This is a genomic window from Thermotalea metallivorans (genome assembly GCF_001562415.1).
Taxonomy (GTDB): domain Bacteria; phylum Bacillota; class Clostridia; order Peptostreptococcales; family Thermotaleaceae; genus Thermotalea; species Thermotalea metallivorans.
The window spans coordinates 61,598-88,146 of the sequence record NZ_LOEE01000003.1; the positions used below are offsets into that span (position 1 = coordinate 61,598).

Below are 26,549 nucleotides of genomic sequence, written 5' to 3' on the forward strand. Positions count from 1 at the left end.
TTATAAAATCCTTCCTGCCAGTTCCTTATAATACAAACACTCCTCCGTCAAGGGACACTTTTCACAAAGGGGCTTCCTGGCTTTGCAAATCCTTCGGCCATGATAAATCAGCCAGTGATGGGCATCAGACCATTGTTCTTCCGGTATATTTTGCATCAATTGCCGTTCTGTTTCATCCACATTGTCGCTATGGGCCAACCCGATTCGGTTGGATACCCTAAACACATGGGTATCCACGGCAATAGCGGCCTTCCCAAAGGCATTGCTGATGACTACATTGGCCGTTTTTCTCCCAACCCCGGGCAACGCCATGAGTTCTTCTCGAGTATCGGGTACCCTTCCTCCGTACTTTTCCACCAAAATTTTGCATGTGTACAGTATATTTCGGGCCTTACTCTTATAAAAACCGCAGCTTCTGATCTTTTCTCCCAATGCTTCCTCCGTCAGGGTCAAAAAAGCCTCCGGTGTGTTGTACTGCTTGTATAGTGTGCTTGTCACCTGGTTCACCCGTACATCGGTGCATTGGGCGGCAAGAATCGTAGAGATTAACAGTTCAAAAGGCGTTCGATAGTTTAGCTCAGAAGTTGCTTCCGGATACATATGATATAATTTTTTCAATACCTGCTCGATTTCTTTTTTCGTCAGCATTTTTCCTTTTCTTCCAGGCATTTGGTACCTTCCTTTCAAAATTCTTCAGCTACAGAATTTCTATATGATAATGGATGATCTCTACTCTATTATCCCCCTCGATAAACTTTATAATTGATTGAATCATCTGATGGGCATGCTTCGTCGTTGTGCTGACACAAGCTATGCCGATGACGGCACTTCTCCATTTATCTTGCATATCTACCTCCGCCACGGAAGCATTAAACCGGGATTGTATTCTGCCAATCAAGCTTTTGATAATTTGCCTTTTTTCCTTGAGTGTATTGGGTTCATACATCATCAGTTCCACGGTACAAGCTCCAATCATCATGGTCATCACCTCATCCTCGTTTACCTATTTCCATTATGCATGATATATAGCCATCATCAGAGCATACAATGCTTGATGACTCTTTTTTCATTATACCCTAATCTCTGCTGTGAAAAAAGCAAATCAGGTGCCTTTTACCCCAAAAGCACCTGATATGCGAAAATATAATCCTTTCAAAATATGTATCAAAATCGCCTGTAATTTTATATAGGATTTTATAGGTTTGTAAAAATATTTGATCTTTTGTCTACTTTAAATCTTTTACAGTTTCTGTACTGATTCAATTTCTTTATAATCCTTCATATGGATATAAGTCTCTAACAGCAGTTTATAAGCCTCTGCCTGTATGTTTGCATCAAATCTTTTTTGGGCTGTTTTCAGAGTTTTTGACAAATATTCTTGCGCCTTTTCATGGTTTTGAATAGATTGGTGCAACCGCCCTAGTATTAATAGCGTACCGGGCAAATATTCACTGTCGATTTTTTCTCTAATTTCCAAAGCTTTATACCCATATTCAATGGCTTTTGTTTCTTCACCTTTCTTTTCATAAATTTCGCAAAGATTTTTATAGGCAATCGCTATCATTTCCAAATTATTATCTTCCTGTGCGACTTCTAAAATATTAATATAGATTTTTTCCGCTTGCCTTAATTCATTACGATCTAGATAACAGTTTGCTTTCATATTCAATATATCCAGATGTTGCTCCGTACTGAAATCATCATATGTTTTTGTCAACTTATCCAAAAGTTCTAAACAATGATCATGCAATTGCAAATACCAGTATGCCAAAGCATTATTAAATAAAATTCTTTTCATAATTTCCGGTTCTTCCATATGATGGCTTTCAAGGATGAGCATGCTATAATTGTTAAAATTGATAGTTTCTTGATAATTTTTTAGTTCTATAGAAACTCTCCCCAATAAAGAATAAATCCATGCTGTCTTTCGATGGTGATTAATCCGTATGTAGTCTTCTAACGCTTTGATGTAGTGGATATAGCTTTCATGGTACTTTTGTTTTTGGTAGTAAAAATCACCTGCCACTTCATAAATAGCAGCCCTTCTTTCGGGAAGGTTCCATTCTGCTAAAATCTCCTGTGCCCTCTGGAAACCCTCTATAAACCGTTTCTCATTGGTTTCAGAATATTTCTCCAACTCGTTTCGAAGCTTTTCTAAGATTCGGTTTGCCTGTTCCATCTCGGTTTCCATCAGGTAGTCTACGCTGATATGGATGGGATTCTTCTGTGCCTCCGATAATCGGATCATATTTTCTGCGATAACTTCTGCCGTACTTTTTGTCAGTCTTGTTTTTCCGTTCTCAATATAACTGATCATGTTTCTCGTAATTTTATCTCCTGCAAGATCTTCCTGCTTTGCTCCCAAAAATGCCCGAATCCTTCTAATTTTCTCACCAGGAGGCAAAATTACATCCTCCATAAAATACATGTCCTTTCCCACCTGCTTTCATTTCCATTTATTTTCTGAATTCTTAAAAATATTATATCAAAAAAACGATAACAGTAAATATGTTTTCTTTGTGATGCAATTATTTTTTTGTTATATTTTAAATCTTATTTACTATTGAGGGACATTCTATCGAAGTCCTTTTGTCTTCTTTGTCCTTATAAAGTCTATTGGTGAAAATGACTCTTTTTCCACTATCCTTAATCTCCATCTTTATATAATACATTTTTGCAATGCGCTTGTAATAAGGAAAGTGAAACTATCCTAGTACTGGTAAACTCTATGGGAGAACAGGTACCCATTCAATTTCTTGTCATAGTCACGCCCAATAAGGACATTGAAGACACATATCAAAATTCTAAATTATCTAGGGAAAAAGAAAAACTTGCTTTAACTCACCTGAAAGACATGAATTTGAATAGTATTAGTATAAGAGTTTACATTGCAGCTCATGATGCCCATGCACACATATATGGATGTAGTATAGGAAAATGAAATAAAAATAGAAGAATTTGTGGAAAAAGTCATATTAATAGGAGATAATATAATTAATTCAGGTATTGTTTTAGATGGCATTCAAATCAAATGCTTAGGAAGCAATCACTATCATCTGCAACTCCATGAAGGCCAACTTAATCTAACAAAAGACGAAATACTAGATAAAGGTTTAGTTTACTGATTATTAAAGGGGGTAATTTGAATGTTGAGTAAAAGAAAGTTCATTTTCATTTTAATATTTGCATGTATCATCATAGTTTGGCAATTAGGCGAGGCTACAACTGGCCCAAGTGCTGTCATAAGACAAAATAAAGAGCAAGCTTCAAGATATTTACAAGATAAATATCCTGGAATGGAATATAAGATAACGGATCATTCTTTTTTAACAGAAAGGATGAATGTAGCACATGTAAAGGTAGAAACCAAGATTGACAATCAACCACTTATATTTACTGTGACAGTAGATGCAGATGGTGATATTACAGACGATTATGGGGAAAGAGTCATTTCCTACAATATAAAGAATCAAATAGTACCATTAGTGAATAATCTATTTTCCCAAACTATTGTTGATGTGAGGACTGTGAAAAGCGGAACAGAATATTTTTCTTATATTGACATTAGGTGGGAGGAATCCTTATCTAAGGAGGCATTTCTTGAACAATGCTTAGCGATTAGAGATATCCTTATAAATAATACCAATGATATTGACCTGATAACTTTTACTTGCGATAATACGAAAGGTCAATATTTCGAATTAAAGTTAGGAAAAGAACAGCTAGAATATTCCAAAGAAAAAATTATCAACGAAAAACTTGTGAAACAGTTGTAATTTAAAGATTTAGAAGAGAGAAGGGGCAGTATTAAAGAAGGTTTAACTTCGTTGATACTGCCCCTCAATCCTATTCTTATTTTTGTTCTTCTTCTGCAGCAAAGCCCATTGCTTAGAATTGGAAACCTGGTAATGTTGACTTGCTAGTATAGTGAGCACTTGTCCTTGATATTGATTAGAATTCCTTTTCGCCCATGTGACCACCAATAAACTTTATTTCACTATCAAATATGTGGTAAGCTATAGGTCCACCAGAATGAGGATAACCTGTACATACGAACACAGCTCCACATTTACTACAAGTATAGTAGCCGCCATCAATAATAACATAAGAATGTGTCGGATCCAAAACCCGTTCTTGTCCACCCGAATACATTTGATGTGTTCCATAAGGACAATCAGACTCTGCAAACGGTTTAATATCGCCAGTTAACTCCGTATTATCAGCATAGGAAACGACACCTAGACTTAAAAGCACAATGCTAGTAAAACAAAACTCATTATTTTTTTGCTCATTTTCAATAATCCTGTACCCCACTGTAATCAGGTGAAGTGTCCTCCCGGTTTTGCCCTCCGGTCTGTTACCAGCTTTCATTGGTCCAGAGTTTATCACTACTACAGATTCATCTGCCACTGTATATGGCATAATAAAAATGCAGAGTTCGGAAGCCAAAAACTACAGAGTAAAATTACCGGCTTAGTTTAAAGCTAAGGCACTTGTCAACTTCATAACTTTCCCGTATCGTTGTTTGTGTACGAAGCAAATAACGAGAGGGGTTTGAAAGGATGTTGAAAGTGCCTCAACAACAGTATATCCGATTCCTTCGTGCAATTGAAGGAGCAAATATTAATGAAATTGCTGAGACAATGGGTATAGATTGGCGTACAGCCAAGAAATACGCCGACCGTGACGATTGGAATCTTCCAATTAAGCATAAGGAACGTAAGATGCCCGTCATCGGACCATATAAAGAAATAATTGATACCATACTCCTTGAAGATAGCCTTATGCCACGAAAACAGCGTCATACTGGTGCCAAGATTTACAAAATTCTTAGGGATAATCATGGTTACCAAGGATGTCTTAGAACAGTTACAGCATATATATCTAGACGTCGTAGTGAGATGCAGTTGGAAAAAGCAACAGTATATCAACGGTTGGACCATCCTGAGGGAGAAGCCCAGGCTGACTTTACTACGATTCAAGTAAGCCGTGATGGGTGTCTGCAAGAATATAAGCTACTGATTCTATCCTTTCCCTTTAGCAACGCAGCTTTTGTTCATCCGGTTCCATCAGAAAACCAGGAGTGCTTTCTTGAAGGTCTAAAAACCCTGTTTAAGAAAGCAGGAGGAGTTCCCGAAAGAATCTGGTTTGATAATCTTTCTGCCGCAGTTGTATCTATTAAACCGGAAGGGGAACGGCAGCTGACAGATGCATTTATGAGGTTTTGTTCCCATTACCGTTTCGAGTCTGTTTTCTGCAACCCCAAAAAAGGCAATGAGAAGGGCCATGTCGAAAACAAATGCGGCTACAGCAAACGTAATTGGTGTGTTCCAATACCACTGTTTGAATCACAAGAAAAACTGGCTGAACAGTTGGACATACAAGCTCAGACTGATATGAGCCGATCTCATTATGGCAAAGGAACTCTAATAAATGAACTATGGCAGCAGGAAAAATCAAAGCTACGCAAGCTGCCTCAAGTCGATTTTGAAGTATATCGACTTGAAAGTGCAAAAGTAAATACATACGGTGAAATCAAAGTAGATAAAACCAATGTTCCTCTGTTCCAAGTCAAACCGGACAGTACTGTACTTTTGCGATATTGGTGGGATAGGGTGGATGTCCTGGATGAGTTTCATAGGATGCTAACCACATTCCCCCGTCCATACACCGGGAAGAAAACCGAAATACCATGGCAAGAGGCATTCAAAAACTATATACATAAGCCTCGAAGCGTCAGTCATGCACATTTAGTTAAAATGCTGCCGGAAAAACTGCAGCAATATATTAAGACCGAAGACCTACAGCTTAGAAAGGAGCGTCTCCATGCCGTATTTCATTGGTGCGGCAACTATACTGTAATAGAAATAGAACAAGTTCTCAAAAACTTAGGCGAAGAACCTCCTATTGAGCTGGTTACTGCCAGACTGGGACTTATTAAGCCTTTAGCTGGCCCGCATATGGATCCATTAAAAGAATCCTACACACCTCCGGAAGTCCGAAAAATGACTATGGACTTAAGCCGGTACAATATACTGGCGAAGGGAGGTGAAAATATATGAGTCAAACACTGGCAGATATATGTCGTCAATTACGGCTTGCACATGTTGCAGAGGCAGTTCAGCTTCAAAAGGACGAACATGTTATACATATAGCAGAGGAAATACTTAATGCCGAGTTGGAAGGTCGTAAACGTTCCAAACTAAATAAATTGGTACATCAGGCTATGTTTCCCCATCTTAAGACCTTTGATGGATACCAATATGATAATATAGGCTTTCCAACCAGCTGCAACCGTGAAAAGCTGCAATCCTTAGAGTGGATTAAGAAGAAAGAAAACGTATTAATGTTGGGTGCAGTCGGAACAGGAAAAACTCATATGGCTATAGCCCTTGGAGTATCTGCCTGCCAACAGGGAATAGGGGTACAATTCTACCGGGCAGCAGAGCTAGTTGCGATTCTGCAGGAGAAGTTTGGTCAAGGACTATTGACCCGATTCCAGGCAAAACTGAGAAAAGCTGAACTTCTAATCCTTGATGAAGTTGGTTATGTTCCATTCAGTCAGACAGGATCGGAACTGCTGTTCAATGTAATTGCAGACTGTTATGAGCAACAGAGCGTTATAGTAACCTCCAACTTGGAATTCGGCCAATGGACAAGTATATTTGGAGATAACAAGCTGACTGCAGCCTTGATAGACCGGCTGGTCCACCATGCACATATATTAACGTTTACCGGTGACAGCTTTAGATTAAAAGAAGCTATGAATAGAACCTAAAACTTAATATAGTTGGCAAGTGTCATCTGCATAAAAAAGGTGCCGAATTATACATTTTTCTGTTGCCAAACACAGCCCACATCACTTCGCCCCGCACTTGTGTTTCCACTTGTTTGGGCCTACCCTCTCTGAGAGATGATGCCGGGCTTCACCGGTTAAGCCTACCCGCCTGAATCTGAACGCATCCGTCTTAACCCCTCAGGTTATCCAGCTTTCGGGCTTTCCCACTCTGTGCAAAGTTACCCACTTGACGAGCCATCCCCGGTTCGCTTGCGCTATGTTCCAGATTCCCCCTTCAGCTTCCTTCGGACCCCACCGTTGGCCAGTGACGCCCTTGCTTACGGGTTGTCTTCCCGCTGGTTAGGTGACAGGGTTTTTTTCAACCCATCGGCTCAGTAAACATGCCGGTCAAACACAAAAGAGAATCCTTTTTGTTTTCAAGGATTCTCTCTATATTTTTATACTTTGTCTTTAGTCTGAGAAGATAAAATCTACCTTCTATCCTTCTTTAACTTTTGAGAACATTTTATACAATAGCGTCTAAGAGCCTATGCGTTACAAAATGAAATGTAATAACTATTAAGATTACTTAATTGTACACGATAGACTACTGAATTAGACAGCGCCATGCCTGCTGTTACGAAAGTATTAACGTTTGCAATATAATCAGAAGATATTGCAGCTACGTTTTTAACTAAGGTAATTAGTCCTGATTTAAAACCACTACTAGAGAAGGCAGATGCAGTTTCATAAAAACCTAGAACTGCACTAACAACTGTACTATATTCCTTAGCTCCTGGTAAGGATGAAAGCATTTCTATATATAAACTCTGATAATCATCTTTTAAGCTCGAAGCGGTATCAATAGCTAATTCCAGTTGGCTTAGAAAATCATATGCTTTTACTTCAAATGGCTGTTGTGAAGTTGAAGATGTGCTTCTAGATTTTACTAATGATGCACCTGATCCACTGCTTGATGGTATAGTTAATCTAAAATATCTATAGTTGCCAGTGGCTCTTCTCTCATAAAACTCATAGTAGCCCTTATAGCTATCAAGCGAACTTTCATAAGTTTCACTATATGGCTGTATTGGAACATCAATATTTATACTTTGTACATTTACTTCTTCTTGGTTAACTATTTCATTACTTTCATTTGTCGCTTCATTATTCTTTTTAGATTTACCATTAACCAAATCTTTAATTTTGAGTTTTAATTCATTTTTTTTGCCATCTTTATAGTCTATAACAAATAGATAATCTCCATCAATTGTTGCAATGCCATAGCCCTCTTCCGATACCACTAAAGTGGTATCATTTTCGTCAAAATTTTTTATGTAGTTTACGCTTTTATCATCTGAAATTAGGTTACTTAAAATTTCGTCTTTAATTTTATCTTTGTTGCCTTTTTCTAGATTATGATTTTTAACATAGTTTTTAGCTTCAAGTTCTTTTAATGCTTTTTGATAGTTGCGTTCTAACTTTTCATAATTAAAATTAGACTTATCTGTATATGCAAACCCAGTAGAAATTGAGCCTAATAGAAGAATGGAAATGAGAAGAATTATAATTTTTTTCATATATGCATTATCGAAAATGTCTCCAGAGAAGTAGAGTAAAAGAGTACTTTAAGCTTAATTAGTTTTATTGATTAGATAAGTATCCCTGGAATAATCCATTTTCGATAATTGCACCTCCTTTCGTTAGTAACATTAATATTCTCATATGTGCGAAAATAATAGTATGCTATTTAATGCAAGCTCCTATTGACAGTTTGTGGTGGGTAATCTGATTTTAATCATCCGCTATCCTCCAATCATCTTGAACTAAAAATCAATAAATTAATATTTTAAAATTTTATCATTATTATAAAAAAATGTAAACACTATTGTATATAAAAAAAATAATTTTACTTTATTTTTATGATATAATAATTCTATACTTATTTTATTAGGAGACTTTGGTATATCGCAAAAGCATGAATATTTTCTAGAAAAAAACTTTAAGAATATTAGAAGATTACTAAGGCTAAAATAGTATCAAATTAGTGATAGTGAGATTACAAAAAATTTGGTTAGGCTGATTGAGCATGGCAAACACTAATCAACGAAAGAACTGCAAGAGTTATTGCAAATAATACAAAAGACACGAATACTACAACGTTGTGTATGAAGCTATTATACGAGAAGGTCTTTGGAGTGGCCTCTGAGGAGCTCTAGGAGTTGCTGCTTTTAAGATATATTTAATAGTTTTGAAATTATATGATAATCAAAGCTATTGAAAGAAAATTTAAGATTTATTGAGATAGGAAAATTTAATTTAGCAGACACAATTTTGTGTTTTGACAAAAGGATCTATTGCACAATTGGTATAAAATAGTAATTGCATAAAGAGAAGACATGTCATTTCATATTAAGAAAGAAGTATTTTATACCTAAAGAGGTGGGTTATGGAAGGTACTGTATTTGTTGTTTTGCTAATTGTAGCCATTCTTGTATCATTAATAGTGCGAAGAGGGCAAGAAAGAAAAATTAAAGAGAAGGTTGAATCAATAGGGGGGGAAATTATAAATATAGAATATAGAAAATTCTTTGCTGGCCCCTTTGTTATTATAAATAGGATAAGTTCTGTTTACAGATTTGAATATAGGAAAGACAACCAAATAAAAGAAGGATGGGTAAAATTTAATTTATTTTCATCAGATTGGATACTCAAATAATCGCTACTATTAATTATGGGAATAAAGTTACTGGTATAGATATAAAAACTTATAAGATAGTCCATCATATATAAGTTGAATTAAACAATTATACAATTTATGCCGATATTCCTTGTAACTCATATTCCGCTGAATACATCATAACTTTTTCATGATTTAATTCAGAACTTTTAAATTACTTTTTCTATATTTTCAAGCTCCTTGGCGACTTTCTTCATGACGGTTTCAGTTTTAGCCGACTTGAGTTGTTCAGAATAACAGCAGGCCAATTTCAGCACTGTTTCGTGATAAAAACATTCAGTTTCAAAGACCTTGTAAATGGATGGAGAGGTTTCAATTTCAACAGTTGGCAGTTCAGAGAGTTTTTCCAAAGTTAACTGGATAGCAGCTTTTGTTTCTTTGACGTTATCTGGCATTCGCGTAATGACATGAACATTCAGGCAGTCGGCTTTTTTAAGGAATTCCTTAGTGAAAGCAGCACTGTCAGCGATATAGAAGAACTCATCTGTAGATGTTTCAAATTGTTTTCTAAGGACTACTGCACGATCCAGATGATCAATGTAAAAGCGCTTATCATCCAAATCACCGGAGAGAACTTGACCACCTATACAGATACCTTGCGTAGTACCCATAGAAAATTTGATCTGCTTCTTGTCAAACCGCTTTTGTTTGAAATATCCAAAAGAAATATTGATTGCGCCCATAGTGCCTTCGTCGGTTTTATATTCACCCCACATCACCTTTGAGGTAGTGTCTAATACAATTATTCGAGATAAAACCAAAAACTCCTTTTTGAACTTTAGACTTTTCTAAAATTATTTTGATTGGCAAAAATAGTTAGGCGGAATATGAGAATAAAAGTCCCCATGATTTTGGTTTTGAGCATAGCAAAAGGAGTAGTAAGTTATTATCTCGTTATATAGAAGAAACCATAAACCCTTAACCCATAGCTATATGATACAAGGAGGATGTTTAATGTTGAGACCATTTGTATTAAAACCAATTCTATTTCTAACTCTTTTAATATTATTTCTAGCTGGATGCTCAAACCCTTGGTATATAAATAGCGATAGACAAAATGACGTTTCAGTGAATATGGCAATACCAAAGGATTTTGAAAAATCTCTCAAGATTAAATCTGATGCCGAAATCATTGAGATAGTAAAAAAATCAAAATCCTCTATTGTAATTCCAAGTGATTTTGATATATCTAAAATAAATCAAGAACTTCTCGAATCAATTATTGTGTATTTAATAGAATCAGAAAAATCGTATAAGAATAATCAGCTTATTTCAAAAGAAAACAATGTATTATTTAGTCGTATACTTAAATTAGCAAGTAGTAATACTGGGCTTCCCTCCTCAGAAGTAAATTTTTTACTTACTCAATTACAACTCCATAATGAAAGTCTTAATACTATTCAAGAAGCCCGTAAAAATAAAAATTATGTTGCCGAATATGAAGGAAAAGTTTTATTTTTTCTAACAAAAGAAGTTATTTTAGATGCAATTGATTTAGAAAGAAATCTATATGAACTTTTTATACGTAAATTAACTCGTTGTGTTAATTAGTTTCCCCTGAAAAGTGAGTTGTTAAAAAGCATTCCGTAACGGCCTGTTTTCCTGAGCAGGATATAGTTTTTGACTTCTTTGGCAATAGTGGTAGGGGCCTTGCCAAGTTCACCTCTAATGCTTTTAAAAGATTCTTTTTCAATTAACCTCTGTTCAATGATACTTCTTTCTTCTTGTGTCAAATGTTTATTCTTATTCATAAGTACATCCTAAAGAGACACCACCATAGATATCATAACTTTTTGAAAGATTGACTTCCGCCGTTGATTTTGAAAAAGTAATTTCCACATTGGGTATTCGGAGGGGTGGAATTTAATTTTTCAAATGAGTAGATGATAAAATCCCCTGATTTTGGAAAATCCTCCCTTGACGAAATCATTGCAACCCGATATAATGAACGTGAATACATTTTGACTGACTGGTCAGTTTTGGAGGGATATGATGAACAAAAAGTTTAGTCTTTTTCTAGCAGTAATCCTATTGCTCACTTTTGCATTGACAGGTTGTGGAACAAAGGCAGAAATAACTGTGGAAGAAAAGCCTATAGCTGTTGAAACAGCAAAAGTTGCAAAAAAAGACATCCTTGTAAAAACAACATTGACAGGAACGATCAAAGCTGTTGAAGAAGCAAAGATTGTCCCTAAAATTCCAGGGAAAGTCGTAGAAGTAAACGTGGAAATGGGCGATCGCGTCCAAAAAGGTGACGTCCTCTTTGTCATGGAGCAACAGGATGCCATCGGTAACGTAGAGCAGCTGGAAGCAGCTTATCAGATCTCCACGGCAAATCTGAAAAAAGCTCAGGAGCAAATGGATAATGCAAAAACTAACTATGAACGTATGAAGGCACTCTATGAACAGGGGGCCATATCGAAACAGCAGTTTGAACAATACGAGCTGCAGGCCTCGGAAACAAATCTAGAGGTTTTAAATGCACAAGTTGAACAGTCCCGAATTGCTTTGGAAAATGCCAGGACTAGGCTGGCTGATTATATGGTGACGGCTCCTATCTCCGGTGTCGTTACTGCCGTTCATATCAATCCCGGTGAAATGGCATCCTCTGCCGTACCGGCGATCACCATGGCCAATACCGATCAAGTCTTGATCGAAACATCGGTATCAGAGCATCTGATCAACAAGGTCCATGTAGGGGATATCGTTGATATCCTTGTAAAATCGGCAAGCCAAGACTATCTTCAGGGAAAAATCATCGCATTGTCTCCGGCACCTTCAAGCAATTCACTCACCTACCCCGTCAAAATTGCTATAGAAAATGCTGATCAAGCTATAAAGCCGGGTATGTTTGCTGAAGTTCTCATCGTGTCTGAAAAGAAAGAAAATGTGATTTCTATACCCTCCGATGCAGTGGTGATTCGAGAAGGTGAGCCCATTGTTTTTACCATCACTGACGGGCGGGCAAAGTTAAACAAAGTATCTATAGGATTGGACAACGGCTCTGATGTAGAAATCATCAAAGGAATTCAAGAGGGCGACCGGATTGTGGTAAAGGGCCAGAACTACTTAGATGAAGGAAGTAAAGTCAACGTTATAAAATAGGAGTGGATCATATGAATTTAGCAAAAATATCTGTGAATAGACCCGTCACAACCCTTATGTTTATGCTCATTGCAATTCTTTTGGGTGTGGTTTCCCTAACCTTGCTTCCTATCGATCTTTATCCGGAGATTGAAGTTCCCGTAGCAATTGTCTCTGTAGACTACAGCGGTGTTGCACCGGAAGAAATGGAAACATTGATCACAAAGCCCATCGAACAGGCTGTGGCCACGGTGGGCAATCTGAAAGGCTTATATTCCTTTTCAAGGGAAGGTAATGCCATTGTTGTTGCAGAATTCGAGTATGGTACCGATATGGAGATGGCCTCTTTGGAGATGCGTGAAAAAGTTGATTTGGTTAAGGGCGCCCTTCCTGATGGTGCATCCACCCCTTTGGTACTAAAGATAGATCCTAATGCTCAACCTATTATCCAGCTTGGTATTTCATCCAAAATGGAAATTGGAAAATTGCAGCGCATCATCGAAGATGAAATTTCATCCAGATTCGAAAGAATTGAAGGCGTGGCATCCGTCAATCTCTATGGAAGCAACGAAAAGGAAGTAAAGATTGAAGTAGATCAGGAGAAATTATCGGGTTATGGGTTGACCTTGTCTCAAATTCAGAATATATTGCGGGCAGAAAATATAAACCTGCCCGGGGGCAAAGTGAAAAAAGGTTCCAAGGAGCTGCTGGCCAGAACCACGGGAGAATTTAAAACCCTAGAAGACATCCAAAGCGTTCCCATTGTGCTAAAGACCGGAGAAGTCATTAAACTCTCCGATATTGCCACCATTACCTTTGACTACAAGGAAAGGGAAAGTCTGTCCAGGGTCAACGGCAAAAACTCCATTGGCGTCAATATCACAAAACAGTCGGTAGCCAATACGGTGAAAGTAGCTGAAAAGGTTTTGCAGGAAGTATCCAAAATTCGAAAGGATTACCCCCAGCTGGAAATCGTTGTGGGTGTAGATCAATCAAAATTTATTAACAGGTCTATCAAAACAGTTACAAACAATGCAATTTCCGGGGGTATATTGGCCATCGTTATCCTGTATTTGTTTTTAAGAAATATACGTTCCACATTTATCGTCGGTATTGCCATCCCCGTGTCTATTATTTCTACCTTTGCCTTAATGTATTTTGGCGGCCTTACCATCAATCTGATCTCTTTGGGCGGTTTGGCCCTAGGGGTCGGTATGCTCGTAGATAACTCTATCGTTGTACTGGAAAATATCTATCGATACAGGGAGCAAGGATACTCAAAAATTGAAGCGGCTATTGAAGGAACAAAGGAAGTAGGTATGGCTGTTTTTGCATCTACCATGACAACCTTGGCGGTTTTTTTGCCCATCGTCTTTGTACAGGGCTTTACGGCCATTGTGTTTAAACAGCTTTCTTTTGCTGTTACTTTTTCCCTGTTGGCTTCATTGGCCATTTCCCTAACGGTTGTCCCAATGCTCTCTTCCAAAATCTTGAGAGTCGGTGAAGCAAAAAAGAGAAAGCATACGGGGTTTTCATTGGGAAAAATATTGGATTTGTTTACGAGTTTTATTGATCTTGTATTGAAATATTACAGAAAAATTTTACATTATGTTCTTCATCATAGAAAAACCACAATATTTACGGGAATAGCTATCTTCTTAGCTTCTTTGACCTTGATCGGCATGGTGGGGGGAGAATTTTTCCCAAAGGAAGATGAGGGAATGTTTACAGTAACCATTGAAGTTCCCTTTGGAACAAGTTTGGGAGAATCTGATCGGCTGGTAAAGGAAGTGGAAGCCATCGTCAGCCAGATTCCCGAAAAGGATAAAATTTTTGCTCAGATTGGCGGCAGTCAAGGTTTTTCCACATCCGTCTCCAATCAATCTACGGTTACGGTCATGCTTGTGGATCAAAAAGACCGCCGCCGTTCTACGGAAGAAATTGTGAATGAAGTTAGAAAAAAAGTTGAAGTTTTACCTGGGACAAAAATCACTGTTGCTGAATCATCCTCCATGCAAGGAGGACCCCAGTCCGCTGCCATCGAAATACAGATCAAAGGGGATGATATCCAGCTTTTAAAAACCATTGGCCAGGATATTGCCAATATCGTAAAAACTGTTCCCGGCACCGCGGAGGTTGCGGTAGACACTGAGGAAGGCGATCCCGAGGCCCGGATTACTTTAAATAGAAAAATTGCCTCCCTATACGGCATTACTACTTTCGATTTAGCCAATAGCTTAAAAGCATCTATTGACGGAGCCAAAGCGACCTCCTTTAAGATTGATGGCGATGAAATTGATGTAAATATTTCCTTAAATGCCGGCGTGAAGGATTCTATTGAAAACATGAAGCAAATCCTTGTGAAATCTCCCACGGGATTGTCTGTTCCCGTTGGTGTCATTGCCGATATTGAATATGGCAATTCTCCTACCCAAATCAAAAGAATCAATCAGGTTCGAACGGTCAGTGTCAACTCCCAACTCCAAGGGAGGGATTTGAAATCTGTAACGGATGAAATTCAAGAAAAACTGAAAGGCTATCAAATGCCATCGGGTTACAGCTATCGTTTTACAGGTCAGCAAGAAGACATGATGTCTGCGTTTTCCAGCTTGATACTGGCATTTGCCCTATCGGTCATTCTGGTGTATATGATTCTGGCATCACAGTTTGAGTCTTTAATTCATCCCTTTACGGTAATGCTTTCTGTTCCCTTTGCATTGTCCGGAGGCTTTATCGGCCTGTTCATCACAGGAAGACCGCTGTCCGTACCTGCTTTTATCGGAATTATCATGCTGGCGGGCATCGTCGTAAACAATGCCATTGTTCTGGTTGATTATATCAATCAGTTAAGGGCTAGGGGCATGGAACGCAAGGAAGCTGTAATGGAAGCCGGTCTCACCCGTTTCCGGCCCATTTTGATGACCACATTAACTACCGTATTGGGACTGATCCCTTTGAGCTTGGGGTTTGGCGAAGGTGCTGCCACCCAGGCCCCCATGGCTACTGTGGTAGTGGGAGGACTTTCCCTATCGACGCTTTTGACGTTGGCCTTCATACCGGTAGTCTATACGGTATTTGATGACATTGTCATAAAGATAAAAACAAAATATCAAACTTGGAAAATAGGCAAAGAAGTTCCCACAGAAAATTAAGTTTCCATGATGATGCAGGAGGTATAGAAAGTGGAGCAAGAAAAAAGCAAAAGAGAATTGATTATTGAAGCTGCGTTAAAAGTTTTCAGCAAAGAAGGATTTTACAAAGCAAAGGTAGACGCCATTGCAGTAGAAGCCGGAATTGGAAAGGGAACCATTTACGAATATTTTCACAGCAAAGAACATCTTTTTGAAGAAATGGTCAAATTCTTTATGGAAGAATATTTGCATCGATTATCTTTGGCCCTCAAACAAGAAAAAACCTTTGTAGCCAAACTAAAAAAATATATACAATTTGAAAAAGAAGTCATGATCCGATATGGAGATTTAATTTATGTTTTTATGCGGGAGGCCCATATTATAGGGATTCAGATAAAGGAAATTTTTAAAGGCTCCCGCAATAAAAAAATTTCCCTAGTGGAAGATATCCTTCAGCAAGGCATAGCCGCCGGAGAATTCAGAAAAATCAATGTGAACACTGCTGCCTTAGTATTTATGGGCAGCGTCCATCACCTCCTAGCAGATGAAATTTTCATCAACGATAGCAGCAAAGGAGAAATTGACATAGAAACATTGATCGATATCCTCTTCAATGGATTAAAAGCAGCCGAGTAATCCTACTCGGCTGCTTTTCTATATCAATCCCATTTCTTTGCCGACTTTTTCGAAGGCTGCAACGGCACGGTCCAATTGCTCCTCCGTGTGAGCCGCTGTTACCATGCAGCGTACCCTGCCGGTTCCCTTTGGAACTGTGGGGAATACAATTCCTGATACGAATACTCCGTGATTGAACAGATTTCTGGAGAATTCCATGGTCTTTGCTTCATCCCCAATAATCACCGGTGTGATAGGTGTTTGGCTGTTGCTGGTATTGAAGCCCAATCTTCCCAGTTTCTCCTTGAAGTATCTTGCATTGTTCCATAGTCGATCAGTATATTCCGTTGTTTCCATCAGCATTTTGATGGCCTCTATAATTGCTCCTACTGCAGCCGGCGGAAGGGCTGTACTGAACAGGATCGGCCTGCCCCTATGATTTAACCAGTCTTGGGCCGTTCTGCTTCCTGCCACGTATCCGCCAATAACACCAATGGCCTTTGACAGAGTACCAATGCTGAAATCAATTCTTCCATGAAGATGGAAATGGTCAACGGTCCCCCGGCCGCTTTCACCAAGAACCCCCGAGCCATGAGCATCATCTACATAGGTCATGGCATCGTATTTCTCCGCAAGGGCAGCAATATTCGGCAAATCTGCAATATCTCCGTCCATGCTGAATACCCCGTCTGTAATGATAAGAATATTTCTGTACTTATCTCTATTTTCCTTAAGTACTTTTTCCAGGTGATCCATATCATTATGCTTATAGATTGTCTTATCTGCTTTGCTTAATCTTGCCCCATCAATAATGCTGGCATGATTGAGCTCATCGGAAATGATCAAATCTCCTGCTTCGGTAATAGCTTGGATGGCACCAGCATTACAATTGAAGCCTGACTGGAAGGACATCACCGCTTCTTCCCGCTTGAATTTTGCCAGCAACGCTTCCATCTCCTCATGGATATCCATGTTCCCGATGATTGTTCTCACAGCACCCGCCCCGACACCGTACTTTTCTACTGCTTCGATGGCCGCCTTCTTTAGTCTGGGATGGTTCGCAAATCCTAAATAGTTGTTGGAAGATAAATTGATTACCTTCCTGCCGTTCAGAACTACTTCCGGTTCATTGGGTCCCTCCAGAATCGGTAGCTTTCTGTAGACTCCCTGGGCTTTTAATTCTTCCAGCTTTTCCTTTAAAAAAGGTAATTCATGGATATTCGACATAATATGACACCCTCCCTTTATATATATAGGATTACGATTTAGAATGAAATTTATGCAAAAGTTATACTTTTCTTAAACCGCTGCCTGTTGCCAGTCACTAGTACTGATAGCTGGCAGCTGGTGGCTGATAGCTAATGGCTAATAGCCGCAACTTCCGACGTATCTCTTTATACGCTCTATAGGATCCACTCTGATCTACTCTAATGTTTTCATTTTTATTCCTATTGATTCATATTGGGAAAAAGAACAACTTTTCCACAGTTTCCGCTCTTCATCAGTTCCATCCCTTTTTCATATTCTTCCAGGGGAAGCCTATGGGTAATGATAGGATCAATATTCAGATTGCCTGAAGCCAATAATCCTTTGACCTGATACCAGGTATCATACATCCTTCTTCCCACAATTCCATGGATTTGAATGCCTTTGAATACCATGCCTGCAATATCTATCTCAACATTTTTTGTGGGAATGCCCAACATGGACATTCTTCCCCCTAGCTTGATATATTCAAGGGCCTGTTGGATGGCTACGGCATTCCCCGACATCTCGGCAACTACATCCACACCCATGCCGTCTGTTTCTTCTAAAACTCTTCTCACCACATCTTCCTTCATGGGATTGATTACCACATCGGCACCCAATTTTTTCGCCAATTCAATTCTATATTCATTCACCTCAATGGCAATTACCTTGGAAGCACTTACTGCCTTGGCCACAGCAACGGCCATGATTCCGATAGGTCCACAGCCCACCACGGCAATACTCTTGCCGATGATTTCACCGGAAAGAACCGTATGTACTGCATTTCCTAAGGGCTCTTGCACGCATAAATATTCCGGAGGAATAGACGGATCATTGATCCAGGCATTTTCCTCGGGGATTGCAATATATTCCCCAAAGGAGCCGTCAGTATCTACCCCTAAGATTTTTGTATCTTTGCAGATATGGGCTTGTCCTGTTACACAAAGAGCACATTTTCCACACACCACATGGGTTTCTGCTGAAACGATGTCACCGATTTTTACTCTGGTAACGTTTTCTCCCACTGCAACAACTTCCCCGGCAAATTCATGCCCCATCACCCTTGGTGTTTGAATCCTCTTTTGGGACCATGCATCCCAACTATAGATATGGTAATCAGTACCACATATAGATGTAGCCAAGACTTTGACCAAAATATCCTTCGGGCCGATTTTGGGGATCTCCTTGGTCACAAGGACTGCCCCTTCCTTTGGCTCCTGTTTGATTACGACTTTCATTGTTCCTTCCATCTTATGACCTCCTGATAGAAAAAATGACTTTGTTAAAATTTCTATAATTACTATACCACATATCCCAACGAAATTCCTCTATTTTCTACACTCTTTACATATTATTAAAATTTTGTATACAAAACGAAAGGGAAGTGGTTTCCCCATTTCCCCATATATCCTGCCTATTTGCCCCTCAATATCCTGCCCCTAGGGTTTTTCGGACTGCCCTCATCGCTCTCTCCTTTATCTGCCGAAGCGTATTTATCCAGCTTATGGCGGACTGCCTTGCATATCTTTTCAAAGGGTTGATCGGTCAGAATTTCCATTCCCTCCTCCACGGTAGCTATAGGATATATATGAAACTTCCCTGCTTTTACTGCCTGAATTACTTCATCACACAGGACCAAATCATCTATATTTTGATGGGGGATCATCACCCCTTGATCCCCTGTGAGTCCAAAGTATTTGCAAAGAGAGAAAAATCCTTCGATCTTCTCTGTAACACCCCCCACCGGTTGAATCTCTCCCTTCTGATTTACGGAGCCCGTCACGGCGATATATTGCTTTAAAGGTATTTCGCTGAGGCTGGAAAGCAATCCATACAACTCTGTACTGGAAGCACTGTCTCCGTCCACTCCATTGTAAGACTGTTCAAAGCATATTTTGGCTGTCAAAGTAAGGGGATAATCTTGGCCAAATTTTTCGCTCAAATATCCCTCTAAAATCATAACCCCTTTGTCATGGATTTTGCCACTCATCTTCACTTCTCTTTCAATATTGATAATTCCCTTACTTCCGGCAAAAGTAGTAACTGTAATCACGGAAGGCTTTCCAAAGATATGATCTCCCCCATCGATCACCGACAATCCGTTGATCAAGCCTACCTTTCTTCCCTTCAGATCAATAATGATCTTGCCTGTTTTATACATTTCATCGATTTTGGTCTCTATTTTATTATTGCGGTATATTTTTTCATGATATGCCTTTTCGATGTGGGTCTCCATGATATAAGGACTCCGATCCAGCTCAGCCCACACATCGGCCTCGACCAGCAACTCTGTGATTTTATTGAATCGGGTGGACAGCTTTGACTGGCTTCCTGCAATCCGATGGATATATTCAATGATTTTAGCCACAGCCGCCCGTTCTAAGTGTTTTAACTCTTTTCTGTTGCAGTAGTCGCTGATAAAACGGGCAATCTTTTGCTCATTCTCCCCACTGGCATCCATGACGGCGTCAAAATCAACCTTAATTTTGAATAATTTTTGAAAATCTTCATCATAGGCATAAAGCAATTGATAGATATAGGGATTGCCGATCAGAATCACCTTCATGTTGACCGGTATAGGTTCCGGCTTCAAGGTAGCAATATCTGCAATTCCCAATTGCATTCGCAAACTTTCGATACTGACTTCTCCCGTTTCTATGGTTCGTTTTAACAAATCCCAGGATTGAGGATTGGTAAGCACTTGGCTTGCCTGCAAAATGAGATATCCTCCATTGGCACGATGAATAGCACCGGGTTTTATCATGGTAAAATCTGTTTTTAAGGTGCCCTGTTCATTTTCGTATTCAATTCTCCCCACCAGATTGTTATAAGTAGGATTGTTTTCCATGATCACCGGTGCCCCTGTCGCATTGCTGTTATCAATAAATAAATTCACCTTATATTTTTTCACAAAATGATTTTCTGCTTTTTTTACCACAATCTCTTCCTGTTCTTCCTCCGATACGTCGAAATCATAAAGATGTTCTATAATATCATTCTGCACATTTTCTAAATATTCCACAATTTTGGGATGATCCTTGTATTTATCAAACAACTCATCCATTAGAGGTTTCACTGCAAAGAGCCCAATCATATTATCCAATTCGATGATTTTTCTTTTGGCCTGCCGCTCCAATTCTTTGATCTTCCTTAAAATTTCCACGGCCATATTCTGTATGGCCTCTGCTTTGGTTTCAATTACATTCCTTTCTTCTTCCGTTAATTCTGCATACTCCGCATCACTGATCACTTCGCCGTTGATCAAGGGTGCTAATGCAAAACCAGTACTTGTATTTTTCACTTTGAACCCTTGTTCTTTGCTGTACTCTGTCAGTTCTTCGATTAACCGATTTCTTTCTTCCTGATAGCTTTTCACGATCTCCGTCTTTCTTTTTTCATAATCCTCCCCATGGAAGGCCTTTGGAATCTCTATAAGAAGATCCTGAACCAGCAAATCCATGTCCTCGCTTAATATTTTTCCCATGCCCGGCGGCACATTTAATGCAATGGGAATACTGGGATTTTCAAAATTATAGATATAGCACCAGTCATCTGGCACATTTTCTTGTTTTGCCTTTTCAGAAATAATTTTTTGGGCATAGCTGGTCTTTCCCGTTCCCTTCAAGCCCACCATAAAAATGTTATACTGGGAATTTTTTATCTGAAGCCCGAATTCCATTGCCCTTACAGCTCGATCTTGCCCTATGATGTTATCCTGATAAACCAACTCTTCCGTGGTGCAAAAATCAAAGTGATCGGGATTGCAAAATCTTTTCAACTTTGTATATGGAAGTTCCCTGTATTTTGCCATTGTCATTCCTCCTGCCCTTTTATTCAAGCACTCTTTAATCCATTCTATTCAGTTTTCTTGTCCATCTCTCCAGTTTTTCCGGGAACAACCATATTTTTCACCATTGCAGCCTTCTATTGACATACAACGCTAAAGTTTGATTTATGCCTTTATTAAAGATAAGCTTTTTATGCAGCAAATGTTGTGTTGCCAGTTACCGGCTGTCAGCTACCGGTACTGGTGACTGATGACTGGCAGCTGGCGACTAGCTGCTATTCAAAAAATATAATTTTTTCAAGTAAATCCAATTTTGAAGTTGTAAATCTATAAAAATGAAAAAGCAGGAATTGCATTTTCCCGCTTCAAAAGAATATACATCCTACCCTTTTATCTTTTTTGCCTCTTCTATATATCCTTTGATCAGATCAATGACTTCCTTCTCTTTCTCTATGGACAAATGCCTCCTTAACAGTTCATGGCCGCCCTGCCCAATCTGATGAATGGCCCAAGCGGCATGCTTTCTGATCATGGTGCTTTCATCCTGCAATGCACCGGCCAAAGAGGGCAATAGCCGGGGATCTTTTGAATTCCCGGCAGCAATGATGGCATTTCTCCTGAAATAATTTCTCCCCCTCCAGCCTGCAGCCGTTTCTCCGTAGATTTCTTGAAATTCTTTTTTGGTCATTTGTATCAACCGTGCCAGATTCGGCCTGTGGCTCCTGTTTTCCGGCATAAAATCCCGATTCCTTGCCATAGAAGCAGAACGATTCTGAGGGCACACCCCTTGACAAACATCGCAACCATAGATGCGATTGGCCAACTTCCTTTTCATCTCTTCATCAATCTCTTCTTTGGCCTGGGTAATATAGGACAGGCACCTTTTCTCGTTCATGGCAAATCCCTCTGCCAAAGCCCCTCCGGGGCAAGCCCTGATACATGCCTGACAATCCAAACATTGTTTTTCCAAAGGCCTATCCGGCTCTAATTCCAAACTGGTCAATGCATAGCCTAAGAATACCCAGGACCCATATTTTTCCGTAATGAGCATATTATTTTTTCCAAACCATCCAATACCCGCCCGGAAGGCAACTTCCCGATCGGACAGGGGTCCCGTATCCACATATATTTTATAGTCAAAGCTTCCTGCAATCCCTTCTATATACGCCATCAACATTTTCAGCTTTTCTCTCAATATCTGATGGTAATCTCGTCCCCAAGCAACTCGAGCAATCTCCCCTGCAGGCTCATCCCCTGCCTCTGTCCATGGCTCCTCGGGCATATAATATCCTACGGCGGCCGCAATAATCGTTTTTGTATTTTCCATGGTTAGAAGGGGATTTTTCCTTTTTTCTATATCCTGCTCTTCAAATCCGGACAAATGGCCTCTTTTTTTTCTGCAGGCCTGGATTTTTCCAATCCTTTCAAAAGATTCTGCGGAAGCAAAACCAATCAGATCGATCCCTATCTCCATGGCATAATGTTTAATTTTATCTTCCAGTTTCACAATCTTTCCCCCATTGAAAAACTCTTGCAAGCTTCAGCCATATTTTTTGTATTTCTTTCTATAAAATCCACAAAGTGGATCTATGTCAATAGTTTGGACACAAATTTAAGTTTTTTATTTCACCTACCGCCACCCTTGACAAACTATTCATAAACGCACCTGGCTTTACCCGAAGGCGATAAACTCAAAGCAAGCTATATATAGCCTTCGGAACAAGCTATTTTAGCATTTATTCATTAGTTTATCGGGGTCATAGAATCAATTGATGAATGGATTCCTTTTCTATTATAAAACCCTTCTATATACTGAAATAATACTGATTTTACATGTTCATGATCTATGAATGTATTCAGATATACACATTGTTTCTTTAATATTGCATGAAAGCTTTCTATACTGGCATTGTCATAAGGACATCCCTTAGCGCTATATGACAACTTGAAGCTTCTTGACTCTACTGCATCGCGGTATTCCTTTGATGTATATTGTGAACCTCTGTCTGAATGTATAATTAAACCTTGGCTTGGTTTTTGTGTGGTTATGGCATTTTCTAATGCCTTTAATACTAAGGATGTATCCATAGTCTTCGAAAAGCTATATCCTACTATTTTTTGGGTATGCAAATCCATGATAGATGCTAAATAACTCCATCCGTCCTTTAATGAATGGATGTAGGTAATATCAGCTACCCATTTCTCATTAATTTTGGTTGTTGTAAAGTCTCTTTTTATAGATTTACAACATCAAAATTGAATTTAATTTCATAAAGTTATATTTTTGAATAGCAGTTCGTTGCCAGTTGCCAGTCATCAGTCACCAGTGCTGGCAGCTGACAGCTGGTAACTGGCAATAAAATATTTGCTGCATAAAAAGCTTATCTTCATAAAGACATAAATCAAACTTTAGCGTTGTATGTCTATATACTAATATCATGAAAAAGTTAAGAAACATCCACAGTGTAGCATTAGCACGCAGTATACTTACAGCAATTGTAATGCTTGCTCAAGGTCATAAAGTTAAAGAAATAGCAGATTTTCTCTTACAGTCAGATGTGAATATCTATGTTTATATCAAACGTTAGAATAGATTAGGCATAAAGGCACTAGAAGATCATAGAGGAAAGACTCCTTCTAATTGTAAAGTTACTGCTGAAATGGCAGATGATCTTCTAAAAACAGTTATGCATACTACGCTTAATGATTTCAGTCTATTAGGGCACGTATGGACGGCTCAACTTCTAGCAGATTATCTGTACCAAAACTATGAAGTCAGATTATGCCCACAAACTATACGCAATATCCTTCACAAAAACAACTTTAGTTTTAAAAGAGCTCAGAAAAAACCAACAAAAGGCAAAAAATCCGAACAGGAAGCCTTTAAAAAAAATGATAGATTTAGTATGTACTGTAGAAAACGATTCTGAAAGTGTGTTATACGTAATGGATGAAACAGGACTAAGAACCGAATCAGATAACAGGAGAAGCTGGAGTCCTGTGGGGGTATCCCCTATATTAGAAAGCAACGGTTCTCACCAAGGTGTAAATATCATAGGAGTCACAGAAATTACTAAAAATTTTGATACAATTGCTGATATCTATTCAGCAAAACAGAGTATAACCAGTGAAGAAATATAAAGATTCATGAAACACCTATTAGAGCGTAATCCTAATAAGAAGGTATATCTCGTTTTAGACAATGCCAGAACACACAACAATGGGAAAATATAAAGATTTTTTGAGTCAAATAAAGAAAGACTGGTTCTCATCAATACACCTGCCTATTCACCACAACTGAATCCCCAAGAAAATATATGGAACTTGCTGAAAAACAAGATCTTCAATATTGGGGCTAGAAAGTGTTGTGTGATGAAATTGCTGCTCTTTATGACCAATTTAATGAAGATAAAGAACTCATAAAATCTGTTGTTTATGCCAAAAATTACTATTATGAATTACCAGGTATAGGATTACATGCTGCATAAATAGGCCTAAAATTTTACCATTACTTGTAAGAATAAATAATGCTCTAAAATGGTTTATCTACGGTTTCTCCAACTCAAACATATCCCTTAAAAGTTTGGTAAAGCGTTGTAGTTTTTCACTCATTTCCTAACCCCTCCTGTGCTAGTATCTATCTTTTTTTTTCGTGAATCCTGATTTCTGCTCCATCTTCCCTTTCAAATCTTGCATCTGCTATTAAAATCCCATCAATACACATAAAAATGAGGTTTTTGATAACTTCTATGATATCACAAAATGAACGAAACGAAAACTAGGATAGTAGCTGCATGTAAATTCCTTCAACAATTGATTTATTCATAATCGCTATAGCTCAAAAGAAAATGGCTTGCACTTATTTTACCCAATAAAAAGAATTGGACTGTCAATATCATTAAGCATTGGGTATTGGATAACTTCGGAGTAGAATACAACTATACCGGCATGGTAGATTGTTACAGCTAATTTAGTTGCCACTGAAAAATCAAAGATTTTGATAGGCAAAAAGGAATTTGTGGCTCAAATGTAGCATTGATATTATAAACACATTTACGTTTGATATATCTAAAGCATCGATATGGATTCAGCTTCGAAACATTGGTGCAAGAAGTAGGAGATAGTATTACCTAGCGTATGTTTTGCATAATACCGCCGGATGAAAAAATGCCCGATCTTGCAATACTGATTGGATCTGGAATCTTGCCCCATAACCTAAGCGATGGCAAAATAAAGGGGAAATTACAGCAAAAAGTGAGCAGTTGTTTAAAAATTTCTAATATATGCGGATAGATAAATTAAAATATTGATTTTTTCAGGGGAAATTAATTAGCTTTAACATCATCAAAAACCATTATTAGGAAAACTTATGCATTACAAGAAAATGAAGGTTTTCAATTGTATGAATATTTTTTCTATAAATTATTCATTGACAGGATAGGTGTACACTTTATTGTAAAATTCGTGGTTGAACCTCTTTTTTTATCCAAATTTAAAAGGTTTATAGATGTAAAATTGATAAATAATGTAATAAATTAAAATATATTGTCGAAAAAATAAAATTTACAAAACTATTCCGACATGATAAAATTTTGTCAAACGGATACTTTTTACAATTGTTATGACATTACAAACAATATTCATTAATTATTATCAATTTATTAAGTAATGATTTAAATAAATCATTAAATAAAGTATATGTGTTTATTTTTATTATGTAAATAAAAATAAACACTTGCAAATAGCATTATACACAAAAAAGGAGGGATCGATAGCATGTTTTACATATGATCACCAAATATTTTCATGCAATCAATGCCATTATCAGATTAAAAAATGCCAGAAGCAAAGGAGGACTAATATGAGAAAAATGCTATCAATTACTTTATGCATTTTGATGTTAATTTCATTAAGCATGATTTCTTATGCTACCAAAGAAAGTAATTCCTATGAAGAATATGAATCATATAAAGAAGCTGCTAAGTTTTTAAAAGATAAAGGATTTAAAGAACATGAGATAAAATCTTTAGAGGATGATGTAATGCAGGTATCCACTCTCATAAAAGAAGACATGGATAGCAAACAAATTGAAAAAATAAAAGAAGGATTTATTAAGTTTAGGCCATCAAAATTGGGTTCAATAAAATTAAAAAATATAAAGTAAAG

22 protein-coding genes and 3 pseudogenes are annotated in these 26,549 nt (G+C 38.1%); 13 read left to right on the forward strand and 12 right to left on the reverse strand.

The genetic code is table 11. From position 1 onward, the window contains the following. The 3 genes from nth to AN619_RS00475 form a co-directional block, all read right to left on the reverse strand. Positions 1–669 carry an endonuclease III gene (nth, locus tag AN619_RS00465; protein WP_242867257.1) on the reverse strand — a complete coding sequence of 223 codons (669 nt, stop codon included), beginning with the start codon at positions 667–669 and terminating at the stop codon, positions 1–3. A gap of 28 nt (positions 670–697) precedes the next feature. After that, positions 698–985: a DUF503 domain-containing protein gene (locus tag AN619_RS00470; protein ID WP_330381997.1), complete on the reverse strand. Its 288-nt coding sequence runs from the start codon at positions 983–985 to the stop codon at positions 698–700. A 255-nt stretch (positions 986–1,240) separates the two neighbouring features. Beyond that, positions 1,241–2,428 (reverse strand): helix-turn-helix domain-containing protein, encoded by a 1,188-nt coding sequence (locus AN619_RS00475; protein WP_068553977.1) that lies wholly within the window; start codon positions 2,426–2,428, stop codon positions 1,241–1,243. A 718-nt stretch (positions 2,429–3,146) separates the two neighbouring features. On the opposite strand from AN619_RS00475, the gene AN619_RS00485 reads away from it, so the two are divergent. Beyond that, positions 3,147–3,776, forward strand: a complete 630-nt coding sequence (locus AN619_RS00485; protein ID WP_068553981.1) for a hypothetical protein — start codon at positions 3,147–3,149, stop codon at positions 3,774–3,776. Positions 3,777–3,951: 175 nt separating this feature from the next. On the opposite strand, the gene AN619_RS00490 is transcribed toward AN619_RS00485, so the two are convergent. Next, positions 3,952–4,422 (reverse strand): hypothetical protein, encoded by a 471-nt coding sequence (locus AN619_RS00490; protein WP_157064847.1) that lies wholly within the window; start codon positions 4,420–4,422, stop codon positions 3,952–3,954. Positions 4,423–4,562: 140 nt separating this feature from the next. On the opposite strand from AN619_RS00490, the gene istA reads away from it, so the two are divergent. Both istA and istB read left to right on the forward strand, forming a co-directional pair. Next, complete coding sequence (gene istA, locus AN619_RS00495; RefSeq protein ID WP_068553985.1) at positions 4,563–6,062, forward strand: IS21 family transposase; 1,500 nt, start codon at positions 4,563–4,565, stop codon at positions 6,060–6,062. Then, positions 6,059–6,778 (forward strand): IS21-like element helper ATPase IstB, encoded by a 720-nt coding sequence (gene istB / locus AN619_RS00500; RefSeq protein ID WP_068553987.1) that lies wholly within the window; start codon positions 6,059–6,061, stop codon positions 6,776–6,778. Before istA ends, istB begins: the two co-directional genes overlap by 4 nt. A 548-nt stretch (positions 6,779–7,326) precedes the next feature. Here istB and AN619_RS00505 read toward each other — a convergent pair. Further along, on the reverse strand, positions 7,327–8,358 hold the full coding sequence (locus tag AN619_RS00505; protein ID WP_068553989.1) for a hypothetical protein: 1,032 nt from the start codon (positions 8,356–8,358) through the stop codon (positions 7,327–7,329). A gap of 869 nt (positions 8,359–9,227) precedes the next feature. On the opposite strand from AN619_RS00505, the gene AN619_RS00510 reads away from it, so the two are divergent. Beyond that, positions 9,228–9,497, forward strand: coding sequence for a hypothetical protein (locus AN619_RS00510; protein ID WP_068553991.1), 270 nt, complete (start codon positions 9,228–9,230; stop codon positions 9,495–9,497). A gap of 173 nt (positions 9,498–9,670) precedes the next feature. Here AN619_RS00510 and AN619_RS00515 read toward each other — a convergent pair. Next, positions 9,671–10,255 (reverse strand): annotated as a pseudogene (locus tag AN619_RS00515) (IS1634 family transposase); the annotation flags it as partial. A gap of 217 nt (positions 10,256–10,472) precedes the next feature. Between AN619_RS00515 and AN619_RS00520 the strand changes: the two are divergent. Then, positions 10,473–11,069: a hypothetical protein gene (locus tag AN619_RS00520; protein WP_068553995.1), complete on the forward strand. Its 597-nt coding sequence runs from the start codon at positions 10,473–10,475 to the stop codon at positions 11,067–11,069. On the opposite strand, the gene AN619_RS00525 is transcribed toward AN619_RS00520, so the two are convergent. Continuing rightward, complete coding sequence (locus tag AN619_RS00525; protein ID WP_068553997.1) at positions 11,066–11,269, reverse strand: helix-turn-helix domain-containing protein; 204 nt, start codon at positions 11,267–11,269, stop codon at positions 11,066–11,068. The genes AN619_RS00520 and AN619_RS00525 overlap by 4 nt on opposite strands. A gap of 241 nt (positions 11,270–11,510) precedes the next feature. On the opposite strand from AN619_RS00525, the gene AN619_RS00530 reads away from it, so the two are divergent. Genes AN619_RS00530 through AN619_RS00540 form a run of 3 tightly spaced genes read left to right on the forward strand, consistent with a single transcriptional unit; the run spans position 11,511 to position 16,369 of the window. Next, positions 11,511–12,623 (forward strand): efflux RND transporter periplasmic adaptor subunit, encoded by a 1,113-nt coding sequence (locus AN619_RS00530; protein ID WP_068553999.1) that lies wholly within the window; start codon positions 11,511–11,513, stop codon positions 12,621–12,623. A gap of 11 nt (positions 12,624–12,634) precedes the next feature. Beyond that, the gene (locus AN619_RS00535) at positions 12,635–15,754 is read left to right on the forward strand and encodes an efflux RND transporter permease subunit (protein WP_068554001.1); all 3,120 of its coding nucleotides are present in this window, start codon (positions 12,635–12,637) and stop codon (positions 15,752–15,754) included. Positions 15,755–15,784: 30 nt separating this feature from the next. After that, positions 15,785–16,369 carry a TetR/AcrR family transcriptional regulator gene (locus AN619_RS00540; protein WP_068554003.1) on the forward strand — a complete coding sequence of 195 codons (585 nt, stop codon included), beginning with the start codon at positions 15,785–15,787 and terminating at the stop codon, positions 16,367–16,369. An 18-nt stretch (positions 16,370–16,387) separates the two neighbouring features. Here AN619_RS00540 and AN619_RS00545 read toward each other — a convergent pair whose 3' ends face one another. From AN619_RS00545 to AN619_RS00565, 5 genes and pseudogenes are all read right to left on the reverse strand, one after another. Next, positions 16,388–17,575, reverse strand: coding sequence for a glycine C-acetyltransferase (locus AN619_RS00545; protein WP_068554006.1), 1,188 nt, complete (start codon positions 17,573–17,575; stop codon positions 16,388–16,390). Positions 17,576–17,796: 221 nt separating this feature from the next. Then, on the reverse strand, positions 17,797–18,846 hold the full coding sequence (tdh, locus tag AN619_RS00550) for an L-threonine 3-dehydrogenase (protein WP_068554008.1): 1,050 nt from the start codon (positions 18,844–18,846) through the stop codon (positions 17,797–17,799). Positions 18,847–19,010: 164 nt separating this feature from the next. After that, positions 19,011–21,407 (reverse strand): Lon protease family protein, encoded by a 2,397-nt coding sequence (locus AN619_RS00555; RefSeq protein ID WP_083524894.1) that lies wholly within the window; start codon positions 21,405–21,407, stop codon positions 19,011–19,013. A gap of 358 nt (positions 21,408–21,765) precedes the next feature. Then, entirely contained in the window at positions 21,766–22,890 is a 1,125-nt protein-coding gene (gene queG / locus AN619_RS00560; protein WP_068554010.1) for a tRNA epoxyqueuosine(34) reductase QueG, read from the reverse strand. A gap of 236 nt (positions 22,891–23,126) precedes the next feature. Beyond that, positions 23,127–23,621: pseudogene (locus tag AN619_RS00565) on the reverse strand (IS3 family transposase); the annotation flags it as partial. Between the two features lie 449 nt (positions 23,622–24,070). Between AN619_RS00565 and AN619_RS16620 the strand changes: the two are divergent. The 5 genes and pseudogenes from AN619_RS16620 (at position 24,071) to AN619_RS00575 (ending at position 26,547) form a co-directional block, all read left to right on the forward strand. Next, on the forward strand, positions 24,071–24,313 hold the full coding sequence (locus AN619_RS16620; RefSeq protein WP_242867261.1) for a helix-turn-helix domain-containing protein: 243 nt from the start codon (positions 24,071–24,073) through the stop codon (positions 24,311–24,313). Then, positions 24,276–24,524: a transposase gene (locus AN619_RS16235; RefSeq protein WP_242867259.1), complete on the forward strand. Its 249-nt coding sequence runs from the start codon at positions 24,276–24,278 to the stop codon at positions 24,522–24,524. Before AN619_RS16620 ends, AN619_RS16235 begins: the two co-directional genes overlap by 38 nt. A gap of 108 nt (positions 24,525–24,632) precedes the next feature. Then, positions 24,633–24,806: pseudogene (locus AN619_RS16625) on the forward strand (transposase); the annotation flags it as partial. After that, entirely contained in the window at positions 24,746–24,871 is a 126-nt protein-coding gene (locus tag AN619_RS16415; protein WP_278279801.1) for a hypothetical protein, read from the forward strand. The pseudogene AN619_RS16625 and the gene AN619_RS16415, both read left to right, overlap by 61 nt. Positions 24,872–26,244: 1,373 nt before the next feature. Continuing rightward, on the forward strand, positions 26,245–26,547 hold the full coding sequence (locus AN619_RS00575; RefSeq protein ID WP_068554014.1) for a hypothetical protein: 303 nt from the start codon (positions 26,245–26,247) through the stop codon (positions 26,545–26,547). Positions 26,548–26,549: the final 2 nt, after the last annotated feature.

Bases quoted from the DNA above. Each gene is read 5' to 3' on its own strand.
- AN619_RS00520 (WP_068553995.1), top strand. From the start codon at position 10,473: ATGTTGAGACCATTTGTATTAAAACCAATTCTATTTCTAACTCTTTTA.
- istA (WP_068553985.1), top strand. From the start codon at position 4,563: ATGTTGAAAGTGCCTCAACAACAGTATATCCGATTCCTTCGTGCAATT.
- AN619_RS00575 (WP_068554014.1), top strand. From the start codon at position 26,245: ATGAGAAAAATGCTATCAATTACTTTATGCATTTTGATGTTAATTTCA.
- AN619_RS00485 (WP_068553981.1), top strand. From the start codon at position 3,147: ATGTTGAGTAAAAGAAAGTTCATTTTCATTTTAATATTTGCATGTATC.
- AN619_RS00535 (WP_068554001.1), top strand. From the start codon at position 12,635: ATGAATTTAGCAAAAATATCTGTGAATAGACCCGTCACAACCCTTATG.
- AN619_RS00525 (WP_068553997.1), bottom strand. From the start codon at position 11,269: ATGAATAAGAATAAACATTTGACACAAGAAGAAAGAAGTATCATTGAA.
- AN619_RS00555 (WP_083524894.1), bottom strand. From the start codon at position 21,407: ATGGCAAAATACAGGGAACTTCCATATACAAAGTTGAAAAGATTTTGC.
- AN619_RS00475 (WP_068553977.1), bottom strand. From the start codon at position 2,428: ATGTATTTTATGGAGGATGTAATTTTGCCTCCTGGTGAGAAAATTAGA.
- AN619_RS00490 (WP_157064847.1), bottom strand. From the start codon at position 4,422: ATGCCATATACAGTGGCAGATGAATCTGTAGTAGTGATAAACTCTGGA.
- AN619_RS00545 (WP_068554006.1), bottom strand. From the start codon at position 17,575: ATGTCGAATATCCATGAATTACCTTTTTTAAAGGAAAAGCTGGAAGAA.
- AN619_RS00505 (WP_068553989.1), bottom strand. From the start codon at position 8,358: ATGAAAAAAATTATAATTCTTCTCATTTCCATTCTTCTATTAGGCTCA.
- AN619_RS00470 (WP_330381997.1), bottom strand. From the start codon at position 985: ATGACCATGATGATTGGAGCTTGTACCGTGGAACTGATGATGTATGAA.
- nth (WP_242867257.1), bottom strand. From the start codon at position 669: ATGCCTGGAAGAAAAGGAAAAATGCTGACGAAAAAAGAAATCGAGCAG.
- AN619_RS16235 (WP_242867259.1), top strand. From the start codon at position 24,276: ATGATAGATTTAGTATGTACTGTAGAAAACGATTCTGAAAGTGTGTTA.
- tdh (WP_068554008.1), bottom strand. From the start codon at position 18,846: ATGGAAGGAACAATGAAAGTCGTAATCAAACAGGAGCCAAAGGAAGGG.
- AN619_RS00530 (WP_068553999.1), top strand. From the start codon at position 11,511: ATGAACAAAAAGTTTAGTCTTTTTCTAGCAGTAATCCTATTGCTCACT.
- AN619_RS16620 (WP_242867261.1), top strand. From the start codon at position 24,071: ATGCATACTACGCTTAATGATTTCAGTCTATTAGGGCACGTATGGACG.
- AN619_RS00510 (WP_068553991.1), top strand. From the start codon at position 9,228: ATGGAAGGTACTGTATTTGTTGTTTTGCTAATTGTAGCCATTCTTGTA.
- istB (WP_068553987.1), top strand. From the start codon at position 6,059: ATGAGTCAAACACTGGCAGATATATGTCGTCAATTACGGCTTGCACAT.